Below are 19,675 nucleotides of genomic sequence, written 5' to 3'. Positions count from 1 at the left end.
ACCCACAAAACCTACTAATGCCAAATCTACCAAACCAACCACTACAAAGCCAAGCACTTCAGCTAAGCCAACTAAACAAACTAAACCTAAGAAATAAACCTACTAAACTTACAAAGCCCAAAAAATAAACTTTTGCAAATAAGTTTCTACTAAATAAACTTCCACCAAATAAACTTACACTAAACGAATTTCTACAAACAATCCTTGCTAAACAAACTTACACAAGCAACCACTGCCAAACAAACTCCAACTAAATTCACAAACAACCCACACACAACCACACACAAACAATCCACATAAACAACCTCACACTAGAGCTAGTGAATGTGTGAGGGGGTGTATAGGGGGAATTTAATTTGACTTTAAAAAATTTTTTAAGTATAATCGCCTTGAGTTAGCTTTGCTGGTGGAAGATAGGAAGCCTGTAGAAGCTTTATGTGCTGAGGAATCTCGAAGCTCGGAAGCTAACCTGCAACTACAAAACTTTCTTTTACAAACTCTTATAAATCACTCTTTTTGCTTTGCTTACTTTATTTTTTAGTATTGTTTACTTTTTTGGACTTAGCGTTATGTTTAGATAATTTTCTCCATAATCTCTGCTTACACTGACAAAAAACAATCTATCGTTTAGCTTTTTTGCAAAAATCAAATCATCTTTTTCATCTATAAAAACAATTTGTGGATTTTCAAAAGTTGATTTTATGTTTTTTATGTATTTGTATCTGCCTTTGTTTATAAGTTTTAGCAAATCTTTTGTGTTTATTTCTATGCCTTTGCATATAGCATTTTTTATATCATCTTTTAGGTTGGGTTTATAGCTTTGACTAAGACTTTTTAGCCCAAAAGTATCTAGCCATTGTTGAGCTAAATCTTTGCACACAATGTGGCTTTTGCCCTCGCTATCTTTTAGTAGATAATCGCCATTTGTGTTTTGCTTGATTTTCATTTGATTGTATCCTTATCGCATTTCTGGGGCGGTATTGTATCATTTTTGAGGGCTGTGCCATTCAAATTGCTTGATATAGCCTTTATCTCTAATTTGTTTGCAAAGTCTTTGGCAAATTTAATCAACTTCTTAGAATGTATGTGTTTGAAAATGTATTTTAAGAAATATAAGACATAGTTTTTGCGCTATTGTTTTTTGTCATTTAGGAGGGGCGGGGAATGAGAATCTTTGTAGTTTGAGTGCTGGTTTGTTTTATTGGTTTGTGGGGATTGTTGGTTTTTTATGACATAGTTCTATTGCTAGTTTGGCTCTATCTTGGATAGCTTTTTGGATAGATTCTAGCCATTCATCAGGGAGATTAAACTCTTTATGTTTTTTAAATTCAAAGGTTTGTAGTTTTTCTAGGTTTGGGATATGGCGCGGCTGGACAAAAAGCCTCATTTGCTCATCAAAACTTTTATCAAGTTTTGATTGATATTTTTTGATAGATTCTGCAATATTGTTTAGTTCATTTTCTTTTAAAAAATTTATCATAGAAAATCCATTATCAAATATCGGCGCAGGGCGTAGAAGTTCATTTGTGTTGTTGTCAATTATCATTCCAAAATTACCTAAATGTCTATCTTTATTGCAAATAACACTATCAAAAAACATTAGATTTTGTAAAGACTCTTTTCCATATATATTTGATAGTGGGTCAATAGTTTCTAAACCTCTTTTTTGTAAAGATTGCTTATCTAGCAAATAATAAATAGCTATATATCCCTCATTTTCATTAGTAAAGATAGGGCAAGTGCTTACAAGCTGTCCGTGAAATTCTCTCAAATCATAAGAAATATGCTCAAATCCTAAAACTTTTGCGATTTGTGCCATATAGTATTCGCTATATGCTTCTTTGCCTACATTTGATTGTTTGTAATTTGCGCTTACACAACCTTTATATAAATAAATTTGCCCATTTTCTCTATGCCAGCATTTTTTTAGCATTCCATTTGTTGTGTATTCAGGAGAGCTAGTGATTTTGTTTGCTTTGTGTGAATTTCCACTAAAAGCAACTAATTCAAGTGCTTTGTCAAAATCATTTGTGTAGAGATTGTATTTTTGCCATTCATAGTTTTGATTTGCTGGGATTATCCAATAAGAATCATTAAGTGATAGCCCTAATGATATGTCAATATAATCCATTAGTCCCTCTTGTTTATTTGTGTGGCTATATGTTGCTACAATCTCATCTATAAATTCCCTATTTTTGGGTGCTTTGCGCCCATTTATCCATTGTGTGAGAGAATTTGCCAAGTCTTGTATGTCTATACTTTTGGGCAATAATTTTTTATCTATGATTTTTATATCGCTAATTTCATTTGTATAGCTTTTTTCTTGCAATGTTTGTATAAAAGATTCTTTTATACTTACTTCAAATTCCAAAACAACGCTATCTTTGTTTTTTAGCAGATATTTCATATTTATCCTTTTTAGGTGTTTGCGGATTTTGGGTTGCAAGGTTTTGGATTATAGCACAAATCTTTTTGGCTAGCATAAATGCCAAAACTGCTTGCAAAACTTTGCTTACCCCTAAAAATTTTGACAATGCTATAAAATCATTTATGCCTTTTATGATGAAGTGCGATGAAGCGTGATAAAGTGCGTGTATAGATTTTGCAAATGATTTAAGAAGCTAGTTTGGAGTAGCAAAAGTATTGCAATGTGCTTAGCCAAGTGTGCTTAGCAATGATAAAAGACATTTGTCTAGTGGGTTTCCTAAAACGACTACCAACTATTCCCCCGAGACTATCGTAGTGCGCTTGGTGTAGATATGTTTGATTTCACTTGAGACAAAATCCACCGTGCTAATGTCCTCTATCCCACCATTTTTGGTTGCTTTGATAATCGTGTAGCCAAGAAATACAGCGCATTTATGCGACTTGCTTTGCTGACTTTATGCGGGTGGGCTTATGCCTGTGGCTTGCTAAGGGATATAGTTTGTCGCACAGGCACTAAGCGTAAATAACGCAAGCAGTATAAAAGGTGCAAAAAGGCTTGGCAAAGATGATTTTCTGCCTAGCTTTGCTAATTTAGCCTTTGTGGTGGCTTAAGACTTTTTGCGTGTCTTGCTAGATTTTGCTTTGTTTGTGTTTGATTTATCCGCTTTTCCTGCGATGATGAAGCGCAGTGCATTTAGCTTGATAAATCCTGCGGCGTCCTTTTGGTCATAGACGCTGTCTTCTTCAAATGTGCTATACGCGGCGTTAAATAGGGAGTTATTTGACTCTCTGCCTAGAATGATTACATTGCCTTTGTATAGCTCTACGCGCACGCGTCCGCTTACACGCTTTTGGGTGTAGTCGATTAGGGCTTGGAGTGCGCGTCTCTCATCGCTAAACCAAAATCCATTATAAATAAGGCTTGCATATCGTGGCATTATCTCATCTTTTAGGTGGGCGACTTCTCTATCTAGTGTTAGAGATTCTATTGCGCGGTGGGCTTTTAGGTAGATTGTGCCTGCGGGGGTTTCATAGCAACCGCGCGATTTCATACCCACAAATCGATTTTCTACCAAGTCAAGTCGCCCGATTCCGTGTTTGCTACCTAGCTCATTTAGCTTGCTCCAAAATTTTGCAGGGCTTAGCTTTTTGCCATCGATTGCCACGCCATCGCCATTTACAAAATCAATAGTGATGATTTGGGATTTGTCTGGGGCGTTTTTGGGACTGACACTCCACCGCCACATATCATCTTTTGGTGCTTGGCTTGGGTTTTCTAGATTTTGCCCCTCATAGCTTATGTGCAATAGATTTGCATCCATTGAGTAGGGCGAGGCATTTTTCTTTTTTTCGATAGGGATTTGGTGCTTGGCTGCGTAGGCTAGGAGTTTTTCTCGGCTGTTTAGATTCCACTCACGCCACGGGGCTATGACTTTTATATCTGGGTTTAGCGCGTAAGCCCCCAGCTCGAAGCGCACTTGGTCGTTGCCTTTGCCTGTCGCGCCGTGTGCTATGGCGTCTGCACCAACTTTGCGAGCGATTTCTACAAGTCGCTTGGCTATAAGAGGGCGAGCAATACTCGTGCCTAGCAGATATTCGCCCTCATATATCGCATTTGCGCGAAACATAGGAAACACAAAATCAGCGATAAACTCTTCGCGCAAATCCTCAATAAAGATATTTTTTGGCTTGATTCCTAGCTTTAGGGCTTTTGCTCTAGCGGGGGATACTTCTTCGCCTTGCCCTATATCTGCAGTGAAAGTGATGACTTCGCAGCCATACTCATCGCCTAGCCATTTGAGTATCACGCTTGTGTCAAGTCCGCCCGAATAAGCAAGGACTACTTTTTTTATGGATTTTTTGGTGCTTTTTGTGGTGGTTTTAGCAGATTTTGCCATCTGGTCGCTCCTTATGAAGTAGTGAAGTGGCACAATTATAATAGATTTTGGAATATGTTTGGGAAAGTTTTGCAAGAAGTTTGCTTGTATATTTTTTTGCGAGATTTTTTTTTGTGGGGTTTTTATTTAAGAAGCTTTTTGAGTTTTTGTAAAAATATTTTAGGGTGGGATTTTGTGTTTTTAAGTTTTTAAAATCGTGGCGGATTTGGGCAATAAAAAAGCTAGCCCTTAAGCCTTATCCCTAGAAAATCTGCCAAAAAATCTAAAGACAAGCACAAGGCTAGCTAAAAAGCTAAGATTTTTCCAAAGGATAAATCTTAGCCCCAAAATCTATTTAAGAGAGAAGTCTTAGTAGATTTTGTTGTGCTGCGTTTGCTTGGCTTAGCGCGTAGCTACCAGATTGCGCGAGAATCGTCCATTTGTTGAACTCTGTTGATTCTCTAGCGAAATCCACTTCGCGGATTCCACTTTCAGCTGCTTTTACATTCACTTGTGTAGTGGAGATGTTATTCACAGTTGCAATCATTTGCCCTTGCACAGAACCCAAATCAGCGCGGATTTTGTCAAGTGTCTTTGTCGCAGAGTCTGCTATGTCGATAACCACCATAGCACCTCTTAGGGTTGTTACACCAGCACCTAGCACTTGATTTCTTGCCACAGCTGCGTTGTTTTCGTTTGCACCAGCAGCAGAGCGAGCGTCTTCTTTAAATAGCCCTAGCACATCGCGTAGGTTTACAACTGTTTCAGCTACGGCTTGTCCAGCTGCATATCCTGTGGAAGCAAGGTTACCTGTCCCAGATACAAGGATATCGCGAGAGTCTTGTCGCACAAGTGCCAATCTACCATAATTCACAGAGCCCGGTCCTGTTAGGACTTGCCCGTTCATCTTTTCGATAGCTTTTGGACCATTTGTTTGCTTACCACCACCCACAGGAGTGCCAGCTTGAAGCACGATACCGCGTCCATCAATAGAGCGCAAGTTTAGTCGTCCTTCATTGTCAGCAAATGCTTCTACACCTGTTTCAGCAGTTGCAGCGTTAAACGCTTGGACTAGTCTTCCATCGCTATCAGCTTGCTTGATACCTTTGATGTCTCCTAGTGAAAATCCATTGATGACAACGCCTAGCATTTCACCTGCTTGGATTTCTTGGTCGGAGGTAGAAAGCACGACAGCATTAGCACGGATACCTGTTTTGTCAGCAGTTTTGTTGATGACTTCTGCTAGGTTTCCTAGCCCTGTGCCAGCAGTGTGAGAGATTTTGACAGATTCTAGCTGGACATCATTGACACCATCGACTTGGCGGAATTTGATAGCCACTTCACCAGAAGCGGTAATCATCGCACCTGTCTCAAGGCGAACTTGCCCGATTTTGTCAGAAGTAGTCGCACCGATAGAGGCTTTGATAGATTGGTTAGAATACGCACCTACTTGGAATTCTTTGTTAGTCCATTGACCAGACAAAAGAGCTTGTCCATTGTAAGCGGTAGTGTTACCCACCATATCTAGACCTTGCACCAAGCGGATAATGTCGTTTTGGATTGCCTTACGAGAAACGGAAGTTTGTCCATCTTGTGCTGCTTGGATAGCTTTGGTTTTCACAGTGTCAAGGATTTTAAGCATTTCGTCCATCGCTTTATCAGCGATTTGGATAATACCCATACCCTCGTTTGTGTTTTGGATAGCTTGTCCTAGTGCGCTAGCTTGAGTGCGCAAAGAGTCTGCGATAATCATACCAGAAGCATCATCAGCTGCCTTATTGATACGAAGACCTGAGCTTAGTTTCTCAAGAGAGTTCTTGAGATTCCATTGTGTTCCTACACCTTGCACATGGGCATTTAGTGCCATGACATTCGTGTTGATTTGAAAAGCCATTGTGAAACTCCTTTTTGGGATTAGTCTAAAGGCATCCTTGCCTTTGACTAGGCTAGAATCGACATAAAAAAACTCTTTTTAATAGAATTTAAGGGATTTTTGGCAAAAACCCCCAAAAATACGCAAATATTTGACAAAGTATTTGAATTTATATATCTTTTATGTGGTTTTAGTGGAATCTCGCAAAAATGCCAAAAAGTCAAAAAATAGAGTTGTCTTAAAACGATTTTTGCGTTTGTGATTTTGTATTTAAGCGGTGATAATGTAGTGCGATAATTTGACTAATCCACATTTATCGTGCGGAAAAATAGCTCTCCATACTTGCTATTTCTATCCACATAAGAGCAAGTCTCTTGCAAAGATAAATCATTTTCTAGGCATTCTAGTAGCATTTCTAGCACCATTACTGCATCTCGTGGTGCGATATGTGGGGGGCATTCTTTGGCATTTGTGTAGTGTCGGTGGAGTTTTTTGATAAGCTCAGAGTTGCGCACTTCTACTATCATTGATTCCATAGGGGCTTTAAAAAACATTGTTTGAGTTTTGGTGTTTATGGAGGTGTAGAAAATATCAAGCCCATAGATTTTTTGGCTATATGAGTCAAAGAAATATAGTGATTTGTTTAGATTATCACGAAAAATATCTATCATAAGGGATAAAATCTGTATTTTTTGGTCTTTTGTGTAAAAATTGCCAATAGGCGAGAAGCAAAACTCTAGCAAGGATTTTATCGAATACCACTCACTAGCGTTAAATGAATAATCTCGCATTTTTTCCCCGCGTCTTCTGCGGTAGGATTCTGTTAGCTCATCATTGCTTTTTTTATACACAAGGGGGACTATGAAATCCCTATACGCAGGATTTGGGAACGATGGGTGAATGATTAGCGAGCCCTCATTTTCGTTTTCATAGATATATTTTACCCCAGCACAATAGCTCTCATCAATGATACTTATTTCACTCACACTTGCAGAATCTAACAACTCATAAAACTCTTTTTCATCGCATTCCCATATTTTTTTTGGGTAGCGCAACGCTTTTGAGATAGCATTTCTAATATGTATGTTTAGCTCTTTTTTGGCATTCCCCTCTATCCAGCTAGCCACAGTGCGCCTATCTTTTTGCACCATAGTGGCAAACTTACTCACGCTCAAACCAGAGCGGGCAAACATTTTTTGTAATCGTTGTGTAAAATCTAGCATTACCTTTCCTTTTTCTTGCAACATTTTATAAATCTTGCAAATGATTTTTGTGAAGCGTTTTTGTTACTTTTTTTGCTGTTGTCTATCGATTTTTCATAGATTTTGCAAAAAATTTTAGGCTTTTTACTTTTTGTAACACTTTTTTGGGTGTTTTTTGGGTTAGATTTTGGCTTTTAGGTTAAAAATTTTTATGAAACTATACAAGATTATTGCACAATTTTTGCGCATTTTTGTAAAAAGTAGTCGTTTTTTGAAGTTTTTTCCAAATCTTTTGTGCGTATTGTCCCAAAAATTTGATTCTCTTTTTGCGTGGATTGTGCCTAGATTGTGTATGAAATCGTTTATAATGGAATTTCCCTAACAACAACTTTTAGGAGGTAAAAATATGGGAATAATTTATGATGAAACATACAAACGGTCAATAGAAAATCCAGAGGCTTTTTGGGCAGAGGCTGCGCAAAAAGTGCATTGGTATAATGAATGGGACAATGTGCTTGATGATAGTGGCGAGCATTATAGGTGGTTTGTAGGAGGCTGTATGAATACCTGCTACAACGCGCTTGACTTGCATATTCATCACGGCAGAGGCGACCAGCTAGCCCTCATCTATGACTCCCCCGTAACGGACACAAAGAAAAAATACACCTACAAGCAGTTGCGCGATAGAGTGGCAAAGACAGCGGGGATTTTGGCAAACAAAGGCGTAGTCAAAGGCGATAGAGTCATCATCTATATGCCGATGATTCCAGAGGCGGTGATTGCTATGCTTGCGTGTGCTAGGCTTGGGGCGATTCATAGCGTGGTGTTTGGGGGTTTTGCTTCCCACGAGCTAGCGATGAGGATAGAGGACGCAAAGCCCCGCGTGATAATGACAGCAAGCTGTGGAATCGAAGTAAGCAATATCATCGAGTATAAGCCTATCTTAGATGAAGCAATCAAAAAATCCCAACACAAGCCAACCACTTGTATCGTGTGGCAACGACCGCAGTATAAGGCAAGTATGCTTCCTTGGAGAGATGTCGATTGGGAAGTGGAGGAGGAAAAAACCCACCCCGTAGAGCCTGTGCCTGTGCTCGCCACCGACCCGCTTTATATCCTCTATACTTCGGGCACGACTGGCACGCCAAAGGGCGTTATCCGCTCAAATGGTGGGCATTCTGTGGCGATGAAGTGGAGTATGGATAATATTTATAACGCCAAAGAGGGCGATGTGTTTTTCACCGCTTCTGATGTAGGCTGGGTGGTTGGGCACTCATATATCGTGTATGCGCCACTTATGAATGGCTGCACCACGATTGTCTATGAGGGCAAGCCCGTGCGCACGCCAAATCCTGCGAGCTTTTGGAGAATCATTGATGAATACAAAGTCAATATTTTGTTTTCCGCGCCTACGGCATTTCGCGCGATTAAGCGAGAAGATTCTAAAGGCGAGCTAGCCAAAAAATACAACCTTGATAGTTTGCGAAGTATTTTTGTCGCGGGCGAGCGGTGCGATAGCGATACACTAAAGTGGATTGCAAAGGTTACGGGCAAGCCTGTTATTGATAATTGGTGGCAAACAGAGACAGGCTGGGCGATAGCGGCAAATCCTATGGGGCTAGACCCTATGCCTGTCAAACCGGGGAGCCCTACCAAGCCCACACCCGGATTTAATCTAAAAGTGCTAGGCGAAGATGGTAAAGAGCTAAAAGCGGGCAAAAAAGGTGCGCTCTGCATTAAACTACCGCTTCCACCTGCGTGCTTAATGGGAATCTGGGAAAACGAGGAGCGGTATCGCAAGGGCTATTTGGAGCATTTCAAAGGCTACTACCTCACGGGTGATACGGGCTATATCGACAAAGACGGCTATGTCTATGTGCTAGGGCGAATGGACGGCATAATCAATGTCGCTGGGCACAGGCTATCCACAGGCGAAATGGAGGAAGTCATCTCCAAACACCCCGATGTCGCAGAATGCGCAGTAATCGGCGTAAATGATGAGCTAAAGGGCGAGATTCCATTTGGCTTTATCGTGCTAAAGCAAGGAATCGAGCGCGACCACAAAGGAATCGTAGATGGCGTGGTTTCGCTTGTGCGCCACCAAATCGGTGCGGTAGCGTCATTTAAAACCGCAGCGGTAGTAGAAGCACTGCCAAAAACGCGAAGTGGCAAAATCTTGCGCAAGACTTTGCGAGAAATCGCTGATGGCGTAGAATACGCTATCCCTGCGACTATCGAAGATGTGAGTGTGCTTGATAGCTGCAAGGAGGCAATCGCAAAACTTGGCTACCCAAAAGAAGCTAAAAAAGAAGAGCCAAGCACGAAGTAGGTTTTAGTTAGATTTTGCGGATTTTACGCGCAAAACCTCGCCCTTGCATAGAATTTAAATTTTAAAATAAGGAGTTCAAAATGAGTAACATAACTTCAGCAGGAAAGAGATTTAGGCAGGCATTAAAGGAGAATTCTCCTTTGCTAATCGTAGGCACACCAAACGCATACTCCGCGCTGCAAGCCACCAAAATCGGGCATAAGGCAATCTATATCTCTGGCTCGGGCGTGGCAAGCGTGAGCTATGGGCTACCCGATTTGGGAATCGTGGGACTAGAGGATTTTTGTATCGATGTGCGTAGAATCACTTCGCGCGTGGATACGCCTTTGCTTGTGGATTGTGATACGGGCTTTGGTGGGGCGTTTAATATCGCCCGCACGATAAAAGAGCTAATCCGCGCAGGTGCAGCTGCTACACATATAGAAGACCAAGTCGCACAAAAGCGTTGCGGACACCGCCCAAACAAAGAGCTCGTAAGCACGCAAGAAATGTGCGATAGGATAAAAGCTGCAATGGATGCCAAAATCGATAGTGAATTTGTCGTTATGGCACGCACCGATGCGCACGCTATCGAGGGGCAGGATAAAGCAATAGAGCGCGCTGTGGCTTATGTGGAAGCGGGAGCAGAGATGATATTTGCCGAAGCGGTGCACACACTTGAGGAGTATTCTGCCTTTGTCAAGGCAGTCAAAGTCCCTGTGCTAGCAAATATCACAGAATTTGGCAAGACACCTTACTTTAGCGCAGATGAGCTAAAGGGTGCGGGAATCTCAATGGTGCTTTATCCCCTCTCGGCAAATCGTGCGATGAGCAAGGCGGCAAATACTGTGTATAAGTCGATTTTGGCAAATGGACATCAAAAAGATGTGCTTGATATAATGGAAACGCGTGAGGAGCTGTATGCAATGCTTGATTATTATGCGTATGAAAACAAACTTGATGAGTTGTTTAAAAAATAGCGTTGCGGAAAGACAAACCCACATAAATCAAAAAAAAAGGAGAGTAACAATGAGCAAAAGTGAAGCGAGCAAAAAAAGTGGTGGCTTAGCAGGAATCATCGCTGGACAAAGCGCGATATGCACCTGCGGGCTAGGAAATGGGCTAAATTATTACGGCTATTCTATTGAGGATTTGGCTCATCATTGTGAGTTTGAGGAAGTGGCGTATTTGTTGCAGTTTGGCGAGCTACCAAATGCAAACAAACTTGCTGAATACAAATCTAAAATCGCCGCGCAAAGAGGACTACCAAAAGAGCTAAAAGAAGTCCTAAAGCAAATCCCAAAAGGCGTGCATCCTATGAATCTTATGCAAAGTGCGGTGGCGACACTTGGTGCGCTAGAGGGAGAGAGCGAGGATTTTAGCGACCAAGATAGCAAGATTATCCGCTTGCTTGGCGTGCTTCCTAGTGTGCTATGCTTTTGGCACAACTTCGTTTATAACGGCAAGGAAATTGATTTTGCAAGCAAGCAAGATTCTATCGCGGGGTATTTTTTGGAAAAGCTAAAGGGAGAAAATCCACCAAGCGAGTTTGTCAAAGCTATGCACTGCTCGCTTATCCTCTATGCCGAGCACGAGTTTAACGCCTCGACATTTACAGCGAGAATCTGTGCTTCCACACGAAGTGATATTTTTAGCGCGGTGGCAGCGGCTATCGGTGCGCTAAGAGGACCGCTTCACGGTGGAGCAAATGAAGCAGCAATGCACCTAATAGAGAGCTTCTCTAGCGTAGATGAAGCCATAGCTGGCGTAAATCACAAGCTAGAGACAAAGCAGTTGCTAATGGGATTTGGACATAGAATCTATGGCGCAGGTGGCGACCCACGAAACGCGCTTATCAAAAAGTGGAGCAAGAAATTAGGAGGCGACACGCTTTTATTCAAAGTGAGTGAAGCAATCGAATCGCTAATGAAAGAGAAAAAGCCAAACTTGCCTCCAAACGCGGATTTTTATAGTGCTTCAGCATATCACTTTATGGGAATCCCAACAGAATACTTCACGCCCATTTTTATAATGAGTAGGGTTTCTGGCTGGACTGCTCACATAAAGGAGCAAAGGGCAAATAACAAGATTATCCGCCCTAGCAGTGAGTATATAGGCGTGCCACCTCGTGGCTTTGTAGAGCTTAAAAATCGCTAAGACTCTAAAGTCTAGATTCTAGAATCTAGACAAAACGCGTAACCAAAACTAAACCAAACTAACCAAAAGGAGAACACAATGAGTAACGATATGGGAATACTAGAGGCAAAACGACCTGAATTTGACGAGCTACTAACCAAAATCGCAAAATATGCTGATGAGTTTGTAGCAAAGAGTGATGTAGCGATAGAAACGGCAAAATACTGCCTAATGGATACGATAGGCTGCGGGATTTTGGCACTAAAGTATCCTGCTTGCACGAAGCTACTAGGACCAAGTGTGGAGGGCGCGGAGTTTCGCCCGCTAGGAAGCAAGGTGCCGGGCACAAGCTATCAGCTAGAGCCTATTCGTGCGGCGTTTAATGTCGGGGCAATGGTGCGCTGGCTGGACTTCAACGATACTTGGCTAGCTGCAGAGTGGGGACACCCAAGCGATAATCTAGGCGCAATCTGGGCAGTAGCAGACTATGTCAGTCGCAAAAACATAAGCGAGGGCAAAGAAGCACTCAAAGTCTCTTGCGTGCTACAAGCGATGATAAAAGCGCACGAGATTCAAGGTGTGCTCGCACTAGAGAACTGCTTTAACAAAGTGGGGCTAGACCATGTGCTACTTGTGCGTATTGCTAGCACGGCGGTAGCGGCAAAACTTTTGGGCTGTGATTTTAACGAAATCCGCAACGCAGTTTCGCACGCATTTATCGATGGTGGTGCGCTTCGCACTTATCGCCACGCGCCAAACACAGGCTCACGCAAAAGCTGGGCTGCAGGCGATGCGAGCTCTAGGGGAGTGGATTTGGCACTCAAAGCAAAAACGGGCGAAATGGGCTACCCAAGCGCACTAACTGCGAGCTTTTGGGGATACCACGATGTCAAAATGAAAGGGCAAAAGCTCACAATCCCGCAAGAATTTGGTAGCTATGTAATGGAAAATGTGCTTTTCAAAATCAGCTTCCCTGCGGAATTTCACGCGCAAACTGCGGTAGAAGCCGCGCTAAGTTTGCATAACGAAGTCAAAGATAGGCTAAATGAGATTGATAAAATCATCATCACCACTCAAGAATCTGGACACCGAATCATCAACAAAGTAGGCGAGCTAGCAAACCCCGCTGATAGAGACCACTGCATACAATATATGGTTGCCGTGCCGCTTATCTTTGGGCGACTTGTGGCTGATGACTATGAGGATAGCGTAGCAAGCGATAAGCGAATCGATGAGCTACGCGCAAAAATGGTGGTAGAAGTCGATGAGCGATACACACGTGAGTATTTGGAAGCTGATAAGCGCAGTATCGCAAATGCGGTGCAAGTGATTTTCAAAGACGGCTCTAGCACACAAAAAGTCGAGGTAGAATACCCAATCGGGCATAAGCGCAGACGCAAAGAGGGAATCCCCGTGCTTGAAGCGAAGTTTAGGACAAATCTAGCGACTAGATTTTCGCCAAAGCAGTGTGAAAGGATTTTAGGCGCGTTTGAGAATGATAAAAATCTGCTTAATATGAATTTTAATGAGTTTAGCGATTTGTTTGTGCTGTAATTGTGAGGTGGCGTGCGTGGTGTGAGAATTTTAGGCGCGTGGGAATCTAATATCCCCGCGCAAAATCTAAGTGTAGCTCGAGAATTTAAAAACCACCGCGCAGGGAATCCCTAACGCGGTGCGAGAATTACGCGGTGTGAAAATTTGCTCGGTGCTAAAAATCAATGTCGTGTAAGGAGGGGGAATCTAGCAAAAACCACAAAAAACCACAAAATCACTTGCTAGTGTTTTATCTACTAGCAAGAATCTTAGATTTTAAGCAGGGCTTGGTAGAATCGCTAGCTTAAAAAATATTTTTATAAATACCTCATACTTTCTCATAAAAAATATTCAAATTCACATAAAAATTTGGTATGCAAAGAAAATCTATAAAAAAATACACTGAAAAAAACTTAGCGACTATGTGCCTTAAGAAACGATTTTGTAAAAAAGTTGTAAAAAGAATAGATGAGGTTTTGCAAGAAAAATAAGAGGCGACAATAGAGATAAAAGGCTACAAGAAAAATAAAATGCAAAAAAGCGACAAAAAAATGGTGGAGTGTAGGGGGTTCGAACCCCTGACCTCAACGCTGCCAGCGTTGCGCTCTCCCAACTGAGCTAACACCCCTTTTTAGACTTGACAATCAAGCTAAAACTACGCCAAAAACTTATAAAATCTAAGAACCAAATCCTACCAAAAAATCCTTGAAAAATCCCTAAAATAAGCAAAAAAACTCCAAATACTCCTCAAATATTTTCCAAGCACTTTCCAAACTTTTGAGATATAGCAATTTGCCAAAAATCATTAAGCGGTTTTGATAAACGCGTTTGAAATAAATATTTGTCCCCTACAAAATAGATTTTGATTTAAAGCTGTGGGATAAATCAAGCATTATTTAGGGTAAAAACTTATTTTGAAATTTTATAGGCACTCTTATTATGAAGCTGTTTTTGAGAATTTATAAGAATTAAGTGCATTTTTATTTTATTATTATTTTTTTGTATTATAATGCGCTATTTTTATTTAAGCGAAATAAAAATCGCTTTTAATAAAAAATAAAATCTACCCGCAAAAAAAATCTTGCAAAAAGGAATAAAAATGAAAAGGCATACCCACATTAGCGCGACTTTGAGCGTGGCTTTGGCTACTATGCTACTATCTCAAAGTGCTATTTCAGTAGAGCTAAATGCAGACAACGAGAGAGAGAGAGAGAGAGAGAGAGTAATCCTAGCGCAAACTAGCCTAGAATCAAAAGAGCCACAAAGCGTAAAATCTAGGGATAAAATCGATTCCGCGCTAGACACCACAAATAACACAAACACCACAACTTCTACAAACGCCACAACTGCTACAAATCCTGCAAACACTTCGCAGGATTTACCTCCTCAAAGCACTTCAAGCAATCACTCTAGCCAAAGCACACAAGATGATTTAGACACCCAAGCAAGCTACAAAAACTTAGAAGCAAAAGATTTGGGGAGAGTAAGTGCTAGCGCACCAAAGCGAGAAATGAATAGAGAAAATACTATCTTTATCGACAAGGAGGACTTGGCAAACAAAGGATATGCAGACTTGGAGCAAGCCCTCACACACCAAGCCTCTATCACGCTTACCCCTAGTGTAAATGGACAAAGACAAATTGACATTCGAGGGCAGGGCTTAGATGCAATCAAATCTGTAAAAACATACATAAATGGTGTGCCAATCAACATAAACGACACGGGCTATGGCGCAAGTCGCAACGGCTTTTCGCTAAATGGAGCAAATCCATTTAATCTCATAGACATTAACGACATAGAATCCATAGAAGTGCTTGCAGGTGGCGGCTCTGTGCTATATGGCAGTGGCACACGCGGTGGTGTGGTAAATATCATTACCAAGAAGCCTAGCAAAAATTACGGCAGGGTTAGCCTAGAGGGAGTGGCATACGAAGCAAAAGAAGCTCTAAGTGGCAAAGCAAGTGTAGGTGGAGGATATAATATCAAAGACAAAGCATTCATAAGTGCAAATGTATCTTATGCCTACAAAAATGGCTTGCGCCCGAGAGAATACACCAAAAATGCCTATGCCTCCTTGCAAGCCTCATACCAAATCAGCGAAAAACACAAGCTAGATTTTAGTGCGAACTATGCAAAATCTTATCAATTTTTTGCAGGCTATAATAATAAATTTATAAATGGCACACAAGAAAAATCTATCTCTGCAATGAAGCAAGAGCGATATAGCACGCCTACACAAGCTACTTTAAATGGCGTTGTTATGCAGGATTTGGTGCAGGCTTCTTTGAAATATAGCGCAGATTTTAGTCAGCATTTGAGCTTTAGCGCACTTGGATTTTATTCATTTAGTGATTTTGCTTTCCCTGAAATTTCAGGCGACCCAACGATTGCAAATGCAAATATCACAGGCACAAATAGCAATCACAACGCAGGTGTGTTTCTAAAGCTAAAGCACAGCACCAAAAATAATAAATTCTATGCAGGGCTAGATAACAATGTCGAAATCAGTAGCGCAAATAGCGGAAGTAGCGATAAGCGTGAAGGGGTGAGATATAGCGGTGGAGTGTATTTGCTAGATTCGTTTATGCCGAGTAAATATTTCTCACTCACAGGTGGTGCAAGAGGAGAGGTGGTGTATTATGATGTGGATAGAACTGCGGTTACAAGTTTTGCTAACCCACCTACCAACATTGTAAGCAGTTTGGGTTCACGCCAAGATATTAAGGCAAACTATGCAGCCGAAATCACTCCAGCATTTCACTACGGCGAGGCAGGAACTTTGTATGCCAAAGGCGAGATAGGGTTTATTAGCCCTAGTGTCGCACAGATTATAAACGCGATTAGCACAGGTAATAGTTCAAAAGAATTTGCAAAATCAAACATTAAGCCAGAGCAGTATTTCACAGGTGAGATAGGGTGGAGAGATGAGTTTTTGTTTTCTAGCTTTTCTGCAAGCGCGTATTATACGCACTCATTTAATGAAATCCGCTATATCTATCAAACCGCTGTAAGAAACTTTTTTAACCTTGGCGAGACGCAACGATTTGGCTTTGAGTTTGTGAGCAAACAGCGACTTTTTGATAAGATTTTGAGCTTGCAAGAATCGATAAATTTTAACTACTCAAATGTGCTAAAGGGGAGAGATGAAACTGCTACATTTAATGCTAATGCCATAGGTGCGAGCGATGCAAGCCAAGAGGGCAAGCAAATCCCTTATGTGCCCATAGTCAAGGTAAGTTTGCTAGCAAATGTGCAAGCTATAAAAGTAGGCAAGCATTCTCTAAATATTTTTTATAACAACAGCTACTATGGGCAACAAGTAGATAACAACTACGCGCTAATGAATCGTGGAGGATATGTGCTAGGGGATATAGGATTTACTTATGCTTATAATGGATTTAGCATAAGTGCGGGCGTGCGAAATGTGTATGATAGCTTTTATATCGCTTATCAAAGTAGCTCTAGCTCGGTTAGAGGCCAAACAAATACACATACTAGGACTTATCTAGCAGGCGAGGGGAGAAGCTACTATATCGCAGGTAAATGGGAGTTTTAAGCCAAGCAAAGCATAAGCAAAAGTCGCAAGGCAAGTAAAGCGCGTAAAAAAGCAAAGCATAAAAAGCAAAGTAAAAATGAAAAAATCTAAAAGCTATTTTTTAAGATTTTGCTACGCATTTTTGCTAGCAAAGTCTTTTTTGCAAAAATTTTTGTAAAAAAGCAAAATCTAGTTTTGCTTAAAAAATATCACTATCTATACGCATTTTTAAACACTTCTAGCACAGATTTTATGCAGTATTTTATATCTTTTTTGCTCATCGCTTGATGAAGTGGGATAGAGATTTCAGCTTCATACCACCACTTTGCTTTGTGCCTTGCCTTGTGTCCTGCTTGGCTTTTTGCTTGTCTATCTAGTGTGCAATCCCTAAAAAGCTCATAATCAAAAATCGGCTTATAATGCACCTGCACACCTAGTCCCCTTGCTTGCAATGCTCTAAAAATCGCTTCTTTGTGGGGGATTAGCTTATTTGACAATAAGATAGGGTAGAGATGATTTGTGCTTTTGATATTTGGAGGATTTTGCGCGTGGGTGGGGGTAAAGTATTCTTTGGCAAATTTTGGATTTTCACAAAAAGCCTCATCATAGATTTTAGCGATTTTTTCCCGCTTGGCTAAAAACTCATCGATTTTTTCTAGCTGTGATAGCCCTAGTGCAGCTTGCAATTCGTTTAAGCGGAAATTAAACCCAAAATCTTGCACCTCACTATCCCAAAGTGAAATCTTGCTAAGCCCGTGTGAGCGCAAAAGTTTTGCTCTCTCATAGATAGATTTATCATTTGTGATAATCGCTCCACCCTCTGCGGTTGTGATAGGCTTTATAGCGTGGAAGCTAAAAATACTCACATCTGCAAAAGTGCCGATTTTGCTTCCATCTAGCTCGCCACCAAAGGCGTGAGAGCTATCAGAGACAAAGGCTAGATTGTGTGCTTTAGCAAGGGACTTTATTGATTTTGCTTCTACACTTTTGCCTGCGAAATCCACGCTTACGATTCCTGCGATATTTTGCGCTTTTGCATTATTGCCTGTGGTGTTTGTGATTTTTTTTGCTAGTAGGGATTTTATGGATTCTACGCTTATGTTGCCATCGTCTAAAATATCAGCAAATATGGGCTTGCACCCGCACGCAATGAGCATATTTGCCGTAGCCACAAAGCTATTTGGCGTGGTTATCACACTTTGCCCTTGCTTAAAGGCGCAACGATACGCGCAATACAGCGCGGAAGTCGCAGAATTAAAGCAAAGCGCGTATTTTGCTCCTATGTATTTGGCGATTTTTTTTTCAAACTCCTCACATAGCTCGCCCTGTGTCAAAAGTGGGGATTTTAGCGCGGATTTTACACGCTTTATGTCGCGCTTATCAATTAGCTGTGTGCTGTATGGTAGAAATATATTGCTTTTTTGGTTTGGCATTTTTTCTCACTTGTGCTTTTGTCTAAAGTATGGGGGTGGTTTATTGTTGCAAGCCATTTTGCCTTATAGCTTCATAGAGTGCTATGCCTACGGTTGTAGCGAGGTTTAGGCTTCGTGCTTTTGGCGACATAGGGATTTTGAAAGTTTTTTCTTCATTGTCTTTCAAAATCACTTCATCGATTCCCGCATCTTCTCTACCGAAATACAAAAAGCATTCCTTTTGGAATCGTGCTTCATAAAAAATCTTTTTTGCCTTTGTGCTGAAAAAATAATGACTGCAATCAAGCGGGTAGCACTCCCAAAAATCCTCCACACAATCCCACTCTTTTAAGTCCAAATGCTCCCAATAGTCCATTCCCGCGCGTTTTAGGTATTTGTCATCTAGGTGGAATCCTAGCGGGTGGATAAGGTGTAGCTTGGCTTGCGCTGCTACGCAAAGCCTGCCGATATTTCCTGTGTTTTGGGGGATTCTAGGCTGAAGTAAGATAATGTGTGTCATTTTAGCACTTAAGATAAAGATGATAAAAAGAAAAAAGCAGAATCAAAATGTCTAAAACATAAAAAAAGCATTTGGGCTAGAATCTAACCCAAATGCTTAAAAATGCAATGCTTAAGGCGTCAAAGTCAAACACGCAAAATCCTAAGCAAAATTACTTTAAGATTTTGGTGCTCTTGACTTAAAAAGCTACTGTGCGTTTGACTCTTGGCTTTTTGCTTTTTCGCCATCGATTAGCTCATCAACGGTTTGAGCTAGTTTTTTGGCAGCGGCTTGATTTACACCTTTTGCTTTTTGTAGATTTTCTTCCAAAAGTCGTGTGTCAAGTTTTTCGATTTTGATAAGCACATATAGATTTCCTGTTTTGCTTACCCATTTATTTACCACGCGAGAGCCAGCTAGAGACTCATTTACGCTTTGGCGTATGGCTTGGACTGCTTCTTGGTTTACGCTGTCTTCGCCACTTGTGGTTAGCTCTCTATACTTGCTTTCTACTTGGGTGTTGATTTGCCCTGCAAGCTTTGTGCGAGCAGCTGCTTCTGCTTGAGTAGTGGCAAAGCTAAGATTGTTGTTTTTGATTTTGGCACTGCCTGTGGCAGCAAGTAGCCCAGAATCGCCCGTAACCCAATCAGGTGCGCCATCAAATTCTGCTGCTACGGCTGGGTCGTTTTTTATCCCTTGTAGTCCGCCTTTGTCGCCACAGCCTACAAAGCCTAGTAACGCGATAAATCCAAACACTAGCCCAAGAACTAGGTTAGCTGACATTTTTACTACATTCCTCATTTTGAATCCTTTGTTTTGGAATAAGCTCGCATTATATCCTTTAAAAGATTAACGATTTCTAAAAAACGATAT

Annotated in this window: 15 protein-coding genes and 1 tRNA gene; 6 read left to right on the top strand and 10 right to left on the bottom strand. The window is 41.1% G+C overall.

Going from position 1 to position 19,675, the window contains the following annotated elements:
* Positions 1–547: 547 nt before the first annotated feature.
* From CQA40_RS06800 to CQA40_RS06775, 6 genes are all read right to left on the bottom strand, one after another.
* Positions 548–946 carry a hypothetical protein gene (locus tag CQA40_RS06800; RefSeq protein ID WP_115520146.1) on the bottom strand — a complete coding sequence of 133 codons (399 nt, stop codon included), beginning with the start codon at positions 944–946 and terminating at the stop codon, positions 548–550.
* Between the two features lie 252 nt (positions 947–1,198).
* Entirely contained in the window at positions 1,199–2,407 is a 1,209-nt protein-coding gene (locus tag CQA40_RS06795; RefSeq protein ID WP_181882869.1) for a transcriptional regulator, read from the bottom strand.
* 313 nt (positions 2,408–2,720) lie between these two features.
* Complete coding sequence (locus CQA40_RS11865; RefSeq protein WP_408941416.1) at positions 2,721–2,831, bottom strand: TRL domain-containing protein; 111 nt, start codon at positions 2,829–2,831, stop codon at positions 2,721–2,723.
* 204 nt (positions 2,832–3,035) lie between these two features.
* A complete protein-coding gene (locus CQA40_RS06785) occupies positions 3,036–4,325 on the bottom strand; it encodes an argininosuccinate synthase (RefSeq protein ID WP_115520145.1) in 1,290 nt (429 codons plus the stop codon).
* A gap of 334 nt (positions 4,326–4,659) precedes the next feature.
* On the bottom strand, positions 4,660–6,198 hold the full coding sequence (locus tag CQA40_RS06780; protein WP_115520144.1) for a flagellin A: 1,539 nt from the start codon (positions 6,196–6,198) through the stop codon (positions 4,660–4,662).
* A 281-nt stretch (positions 6,199–6,479) separates the two neighbouring features.
* Complete coding sequence (locus tag CQA40_RS06775; RefSeq protein WP_115520143.1) at positions 6,480–7,400, bottom strand: hypothetical protein; 921 nt, start codon at positions 7,398–7,400, stop codon at positions 6,480–6,482.
* 385 nt (positions 7,401–7,785) lie between these two features.
* Between CQA40_RS06775 and CQA40_RS06770 the strand changes: the two genes are divergently transcribed.
* From CQA40_RS06770 to CQA40_RS11620, 5 genes are all read left to right on the top strand, one after another.
* Positions 7,786–9,708, top strand: a complete 1,923-nt coding sequence (locus tag CQA40_RS06770; RefSeq protein ID WP_115520142.1) for a propionyl-CoA synthetase — start codon at positions 7,786–7,788, stop codon at positions 9,706–9,708.
* Between the two features lie 80 nt (positions 9,709–9,788).
* A complete protein-coding gene (gene prpB, locus CQA40_RS06765; protein ID WP_115520141.1) occupies positions 9,789–10,667 on the top strand; it encodes a methylisocitrate lyase in 879 nt (292 codons plus the stop codon).
* 49 nt (positions 10,668–10,716) lie between these two features.
* A complete protein-coding gene (locus tag CQA40_RS06760) occupies positions 10,717–11,844 on the top strand; it encodes a citrate/2-methylcitrate synthase (RefSeq protein ID WP_115520140.1) in 1,128 nt (375 codons plus the stop codon).
* 78 nt (positions 11,845–11,922) lie between these two features.
* Positions 11,923–13,377: a 2-methylcitrate dehydratase gene (gene prpD, locus CQA40_RS06755; protein ID WP_115520139.1), complete on the top strand. Its 1,455-nt coding sequence runs from the start codon at positions 11,923–11,925 to the stop codon at positions 13,375–13,377.
* A 164-nt stretch (positions 13,378–13,541) separates the two neighbouring features.
* The gene (locus CQA40_RS11620; protein WP_258864487.1) at positions 13,542–13,664 is read left to right on the top strand and encodes a hypothetical protein; all 123 of its coding nucleotides are present in this window, start codon (positions 13,542–13,544) and stop codon (positions 13,662–13,664) included.
* A 244-nt stretch (positions 13,665–13,908) separates the two neighbouring features.
* On the opposite strand, the gene CQA40_RS06750 is transcribed toward CQA40_RS11620, so the two are convergent.
* Positions 13,909–13,984 (bottom strand) — tRNA-Ala (locus tag CQA40_RS06750).
* A 471-nt stretch (positions 13,985–14,455) separates the two neighbouring features.
* Between CQA40_RS06750 and CQA40_RS06745 the strand changes: the two genes are divergently transcribed.
* Positions 14,456–16,912 carry a TonB-dependent receptor gene (locus CQA40_RS06745; RefSeq protein WP_115520138.1) on the top strand — a complete coding sequence of 819 codons (2,457 nt, stop codon included), beginning with the start codon at positions 14,456–14,458 and terminating at the stop codon, positions 16,910–16,912.
* Positions 16,913–17,103: 191 nt separating this feature from the next.
* Here CQA40_RS06745 and CQA40_RS06740 read toward each other — a convergent pair whose 3' ends face one another.
* From CQA40_RS06740 to CQA40_RS06730, 3 genes are all read right to left on the bottom strand, one after another.
* Positions 17,104–18,324, bottom strand: a complete 1,221-nt coding sequence (locus CQA40_RS06740) for an aminotransferase class I/II-fold pyridoxal phosphate-dependent enzyme (protein ID WP_115520137.1) — start codon at positions 18,322–18,324, stop codon at positions 17,104–17,106.
* Positions 18,325–18,364: 40 nt separating this feature from the next.
* On the bottom strand, positions 18,365–18,823 hold the full coding sequence (locus CQA40_RS06735) for a tRNA (cytidine(34)-2'-O)-methyltransferase (protein WP_115520136.1): 459 nt from the start codon (positions 18,821–18,823) through the stop codon (positions 18,365–18,367).
* Positions 18,824–19,009: 186 nt separating this feature from the next.
* Positions 19,010–19,603: an LPP20 family lipoprotein gene (locus tag CQA40_RS06730; RefSeq protein ID WP_115520135.1), complete on the bottom strand. Its 594-nt coding sequence runs from the start codon at positions 19,601–19,603 to the stop codon at positions 19,010–19,012.
* Between the last annotated feature and the right edge of the window lie 72 nt (positions 19,604–19,675).

The organism is Helicobacter sp. MIT 01-3238, assembly GCF_003364135.1.
Classification (GTDB): Bacteria; Campylobacterota; Campylobacteria; order Campylobacterales; family Helicobacteraceae; genus Helicobacter_B.
This window is presented reverse-complemented; position numbering and strand designations above follow the sequence as displayed.

Coding starts and splice junctions, on each gene's coding strand:
- CQA40_RS06775 (WP_115520143.1), bottom strand. CDS start 7,400: ATGCTAGATTTTACACAACGATTACAAAAAATGTTTGCCCGCTCTGGT.
- CQA40_RS06745 (WP_115520138.1), top strand. CDS start 14,456: ATGAAAAGGCATACCCACATTAGCGCGACTTTGAGCGTGGCTTTGGCT.
- CQA40_RS06795 (WP_181882869.1), bottom strand. CDS start 2,407: ATGAAATATCTGCTAAAAAACAAAGATAGCGTTGTTTTGGAATTTGAA.
- prpB (WP_115520141.1), top strand. CDS start 9,789: ATGAGTAACATAACTTCAGCAGGAAAGAGATTTAGGCAGGCATTAAAG.
- CQA40_RS06770 (WP_115520142.1), top strand. CDS start 7,786: ATGGGAATAATTTATGATGAAACATACAAACGGTCAATAGAAAATCCA.
- CQA40_RS06785 (WP_115520145.1), bottom strand. CDS start 4,325: ATGGCAAAATCTGCTAAAACCACCACAAAAAGCACCAAAAAATCCATA.
- CQA40_RS06740 (WP_115520137.1), bottom strand. CDS start 18,324: ATGCCAAACCAAAAAAGCAATATATTTCTACCATACAGCACACAGCTA.
- CQA40_RS06800 (WP_115520146.1), bottom strand. CDS start 946: ATGAAAATCAAGCAAAACACAAATGGCGATTATCTACTAAAAGATAGC.
- prpD (WP_115520139.1), top strand. CDS start 11,923: ATGAGTAACGATATGGGAATACTAGAGGCAAAACGACCTGAATTTGAC.
- CQA40_RS06760 (WP_115520140.1), top strand. CDS start 10,717: ATGAGCAAAAGTGAAGCGAGCAAAAAAAGTGGTGGCTTAGCAGGAATC.
- CQA40_RS06735 (WP_115520136.1), bottom strand. CDS start 18,823: ATGACACACATTATCTTACTTCAGCCTAGAATCCCCCAAAACACAGGA.
- CQA40_RS06780 (WP_115520144.1), bottom strand. CDS start 6,198: ATGGCTTTTCAAATCAACACGAATGTCATGGCACTAAATGCCCATGTG.
- CQA40_RS11620 (WP_258864487.1), top strand. CDS start 13,542: ATGTCGTGTAAGGAGGGGGAATCTAGCAAAAACCACAAAAAACCACAA.
- CQA40_RS06730 (WP_115520135.1), bottom strand. CDS start 19,603: ATGAGGAATGTAGTAAAAATGTCAGCTAACCTAGTTCTTGGGCTAGTG.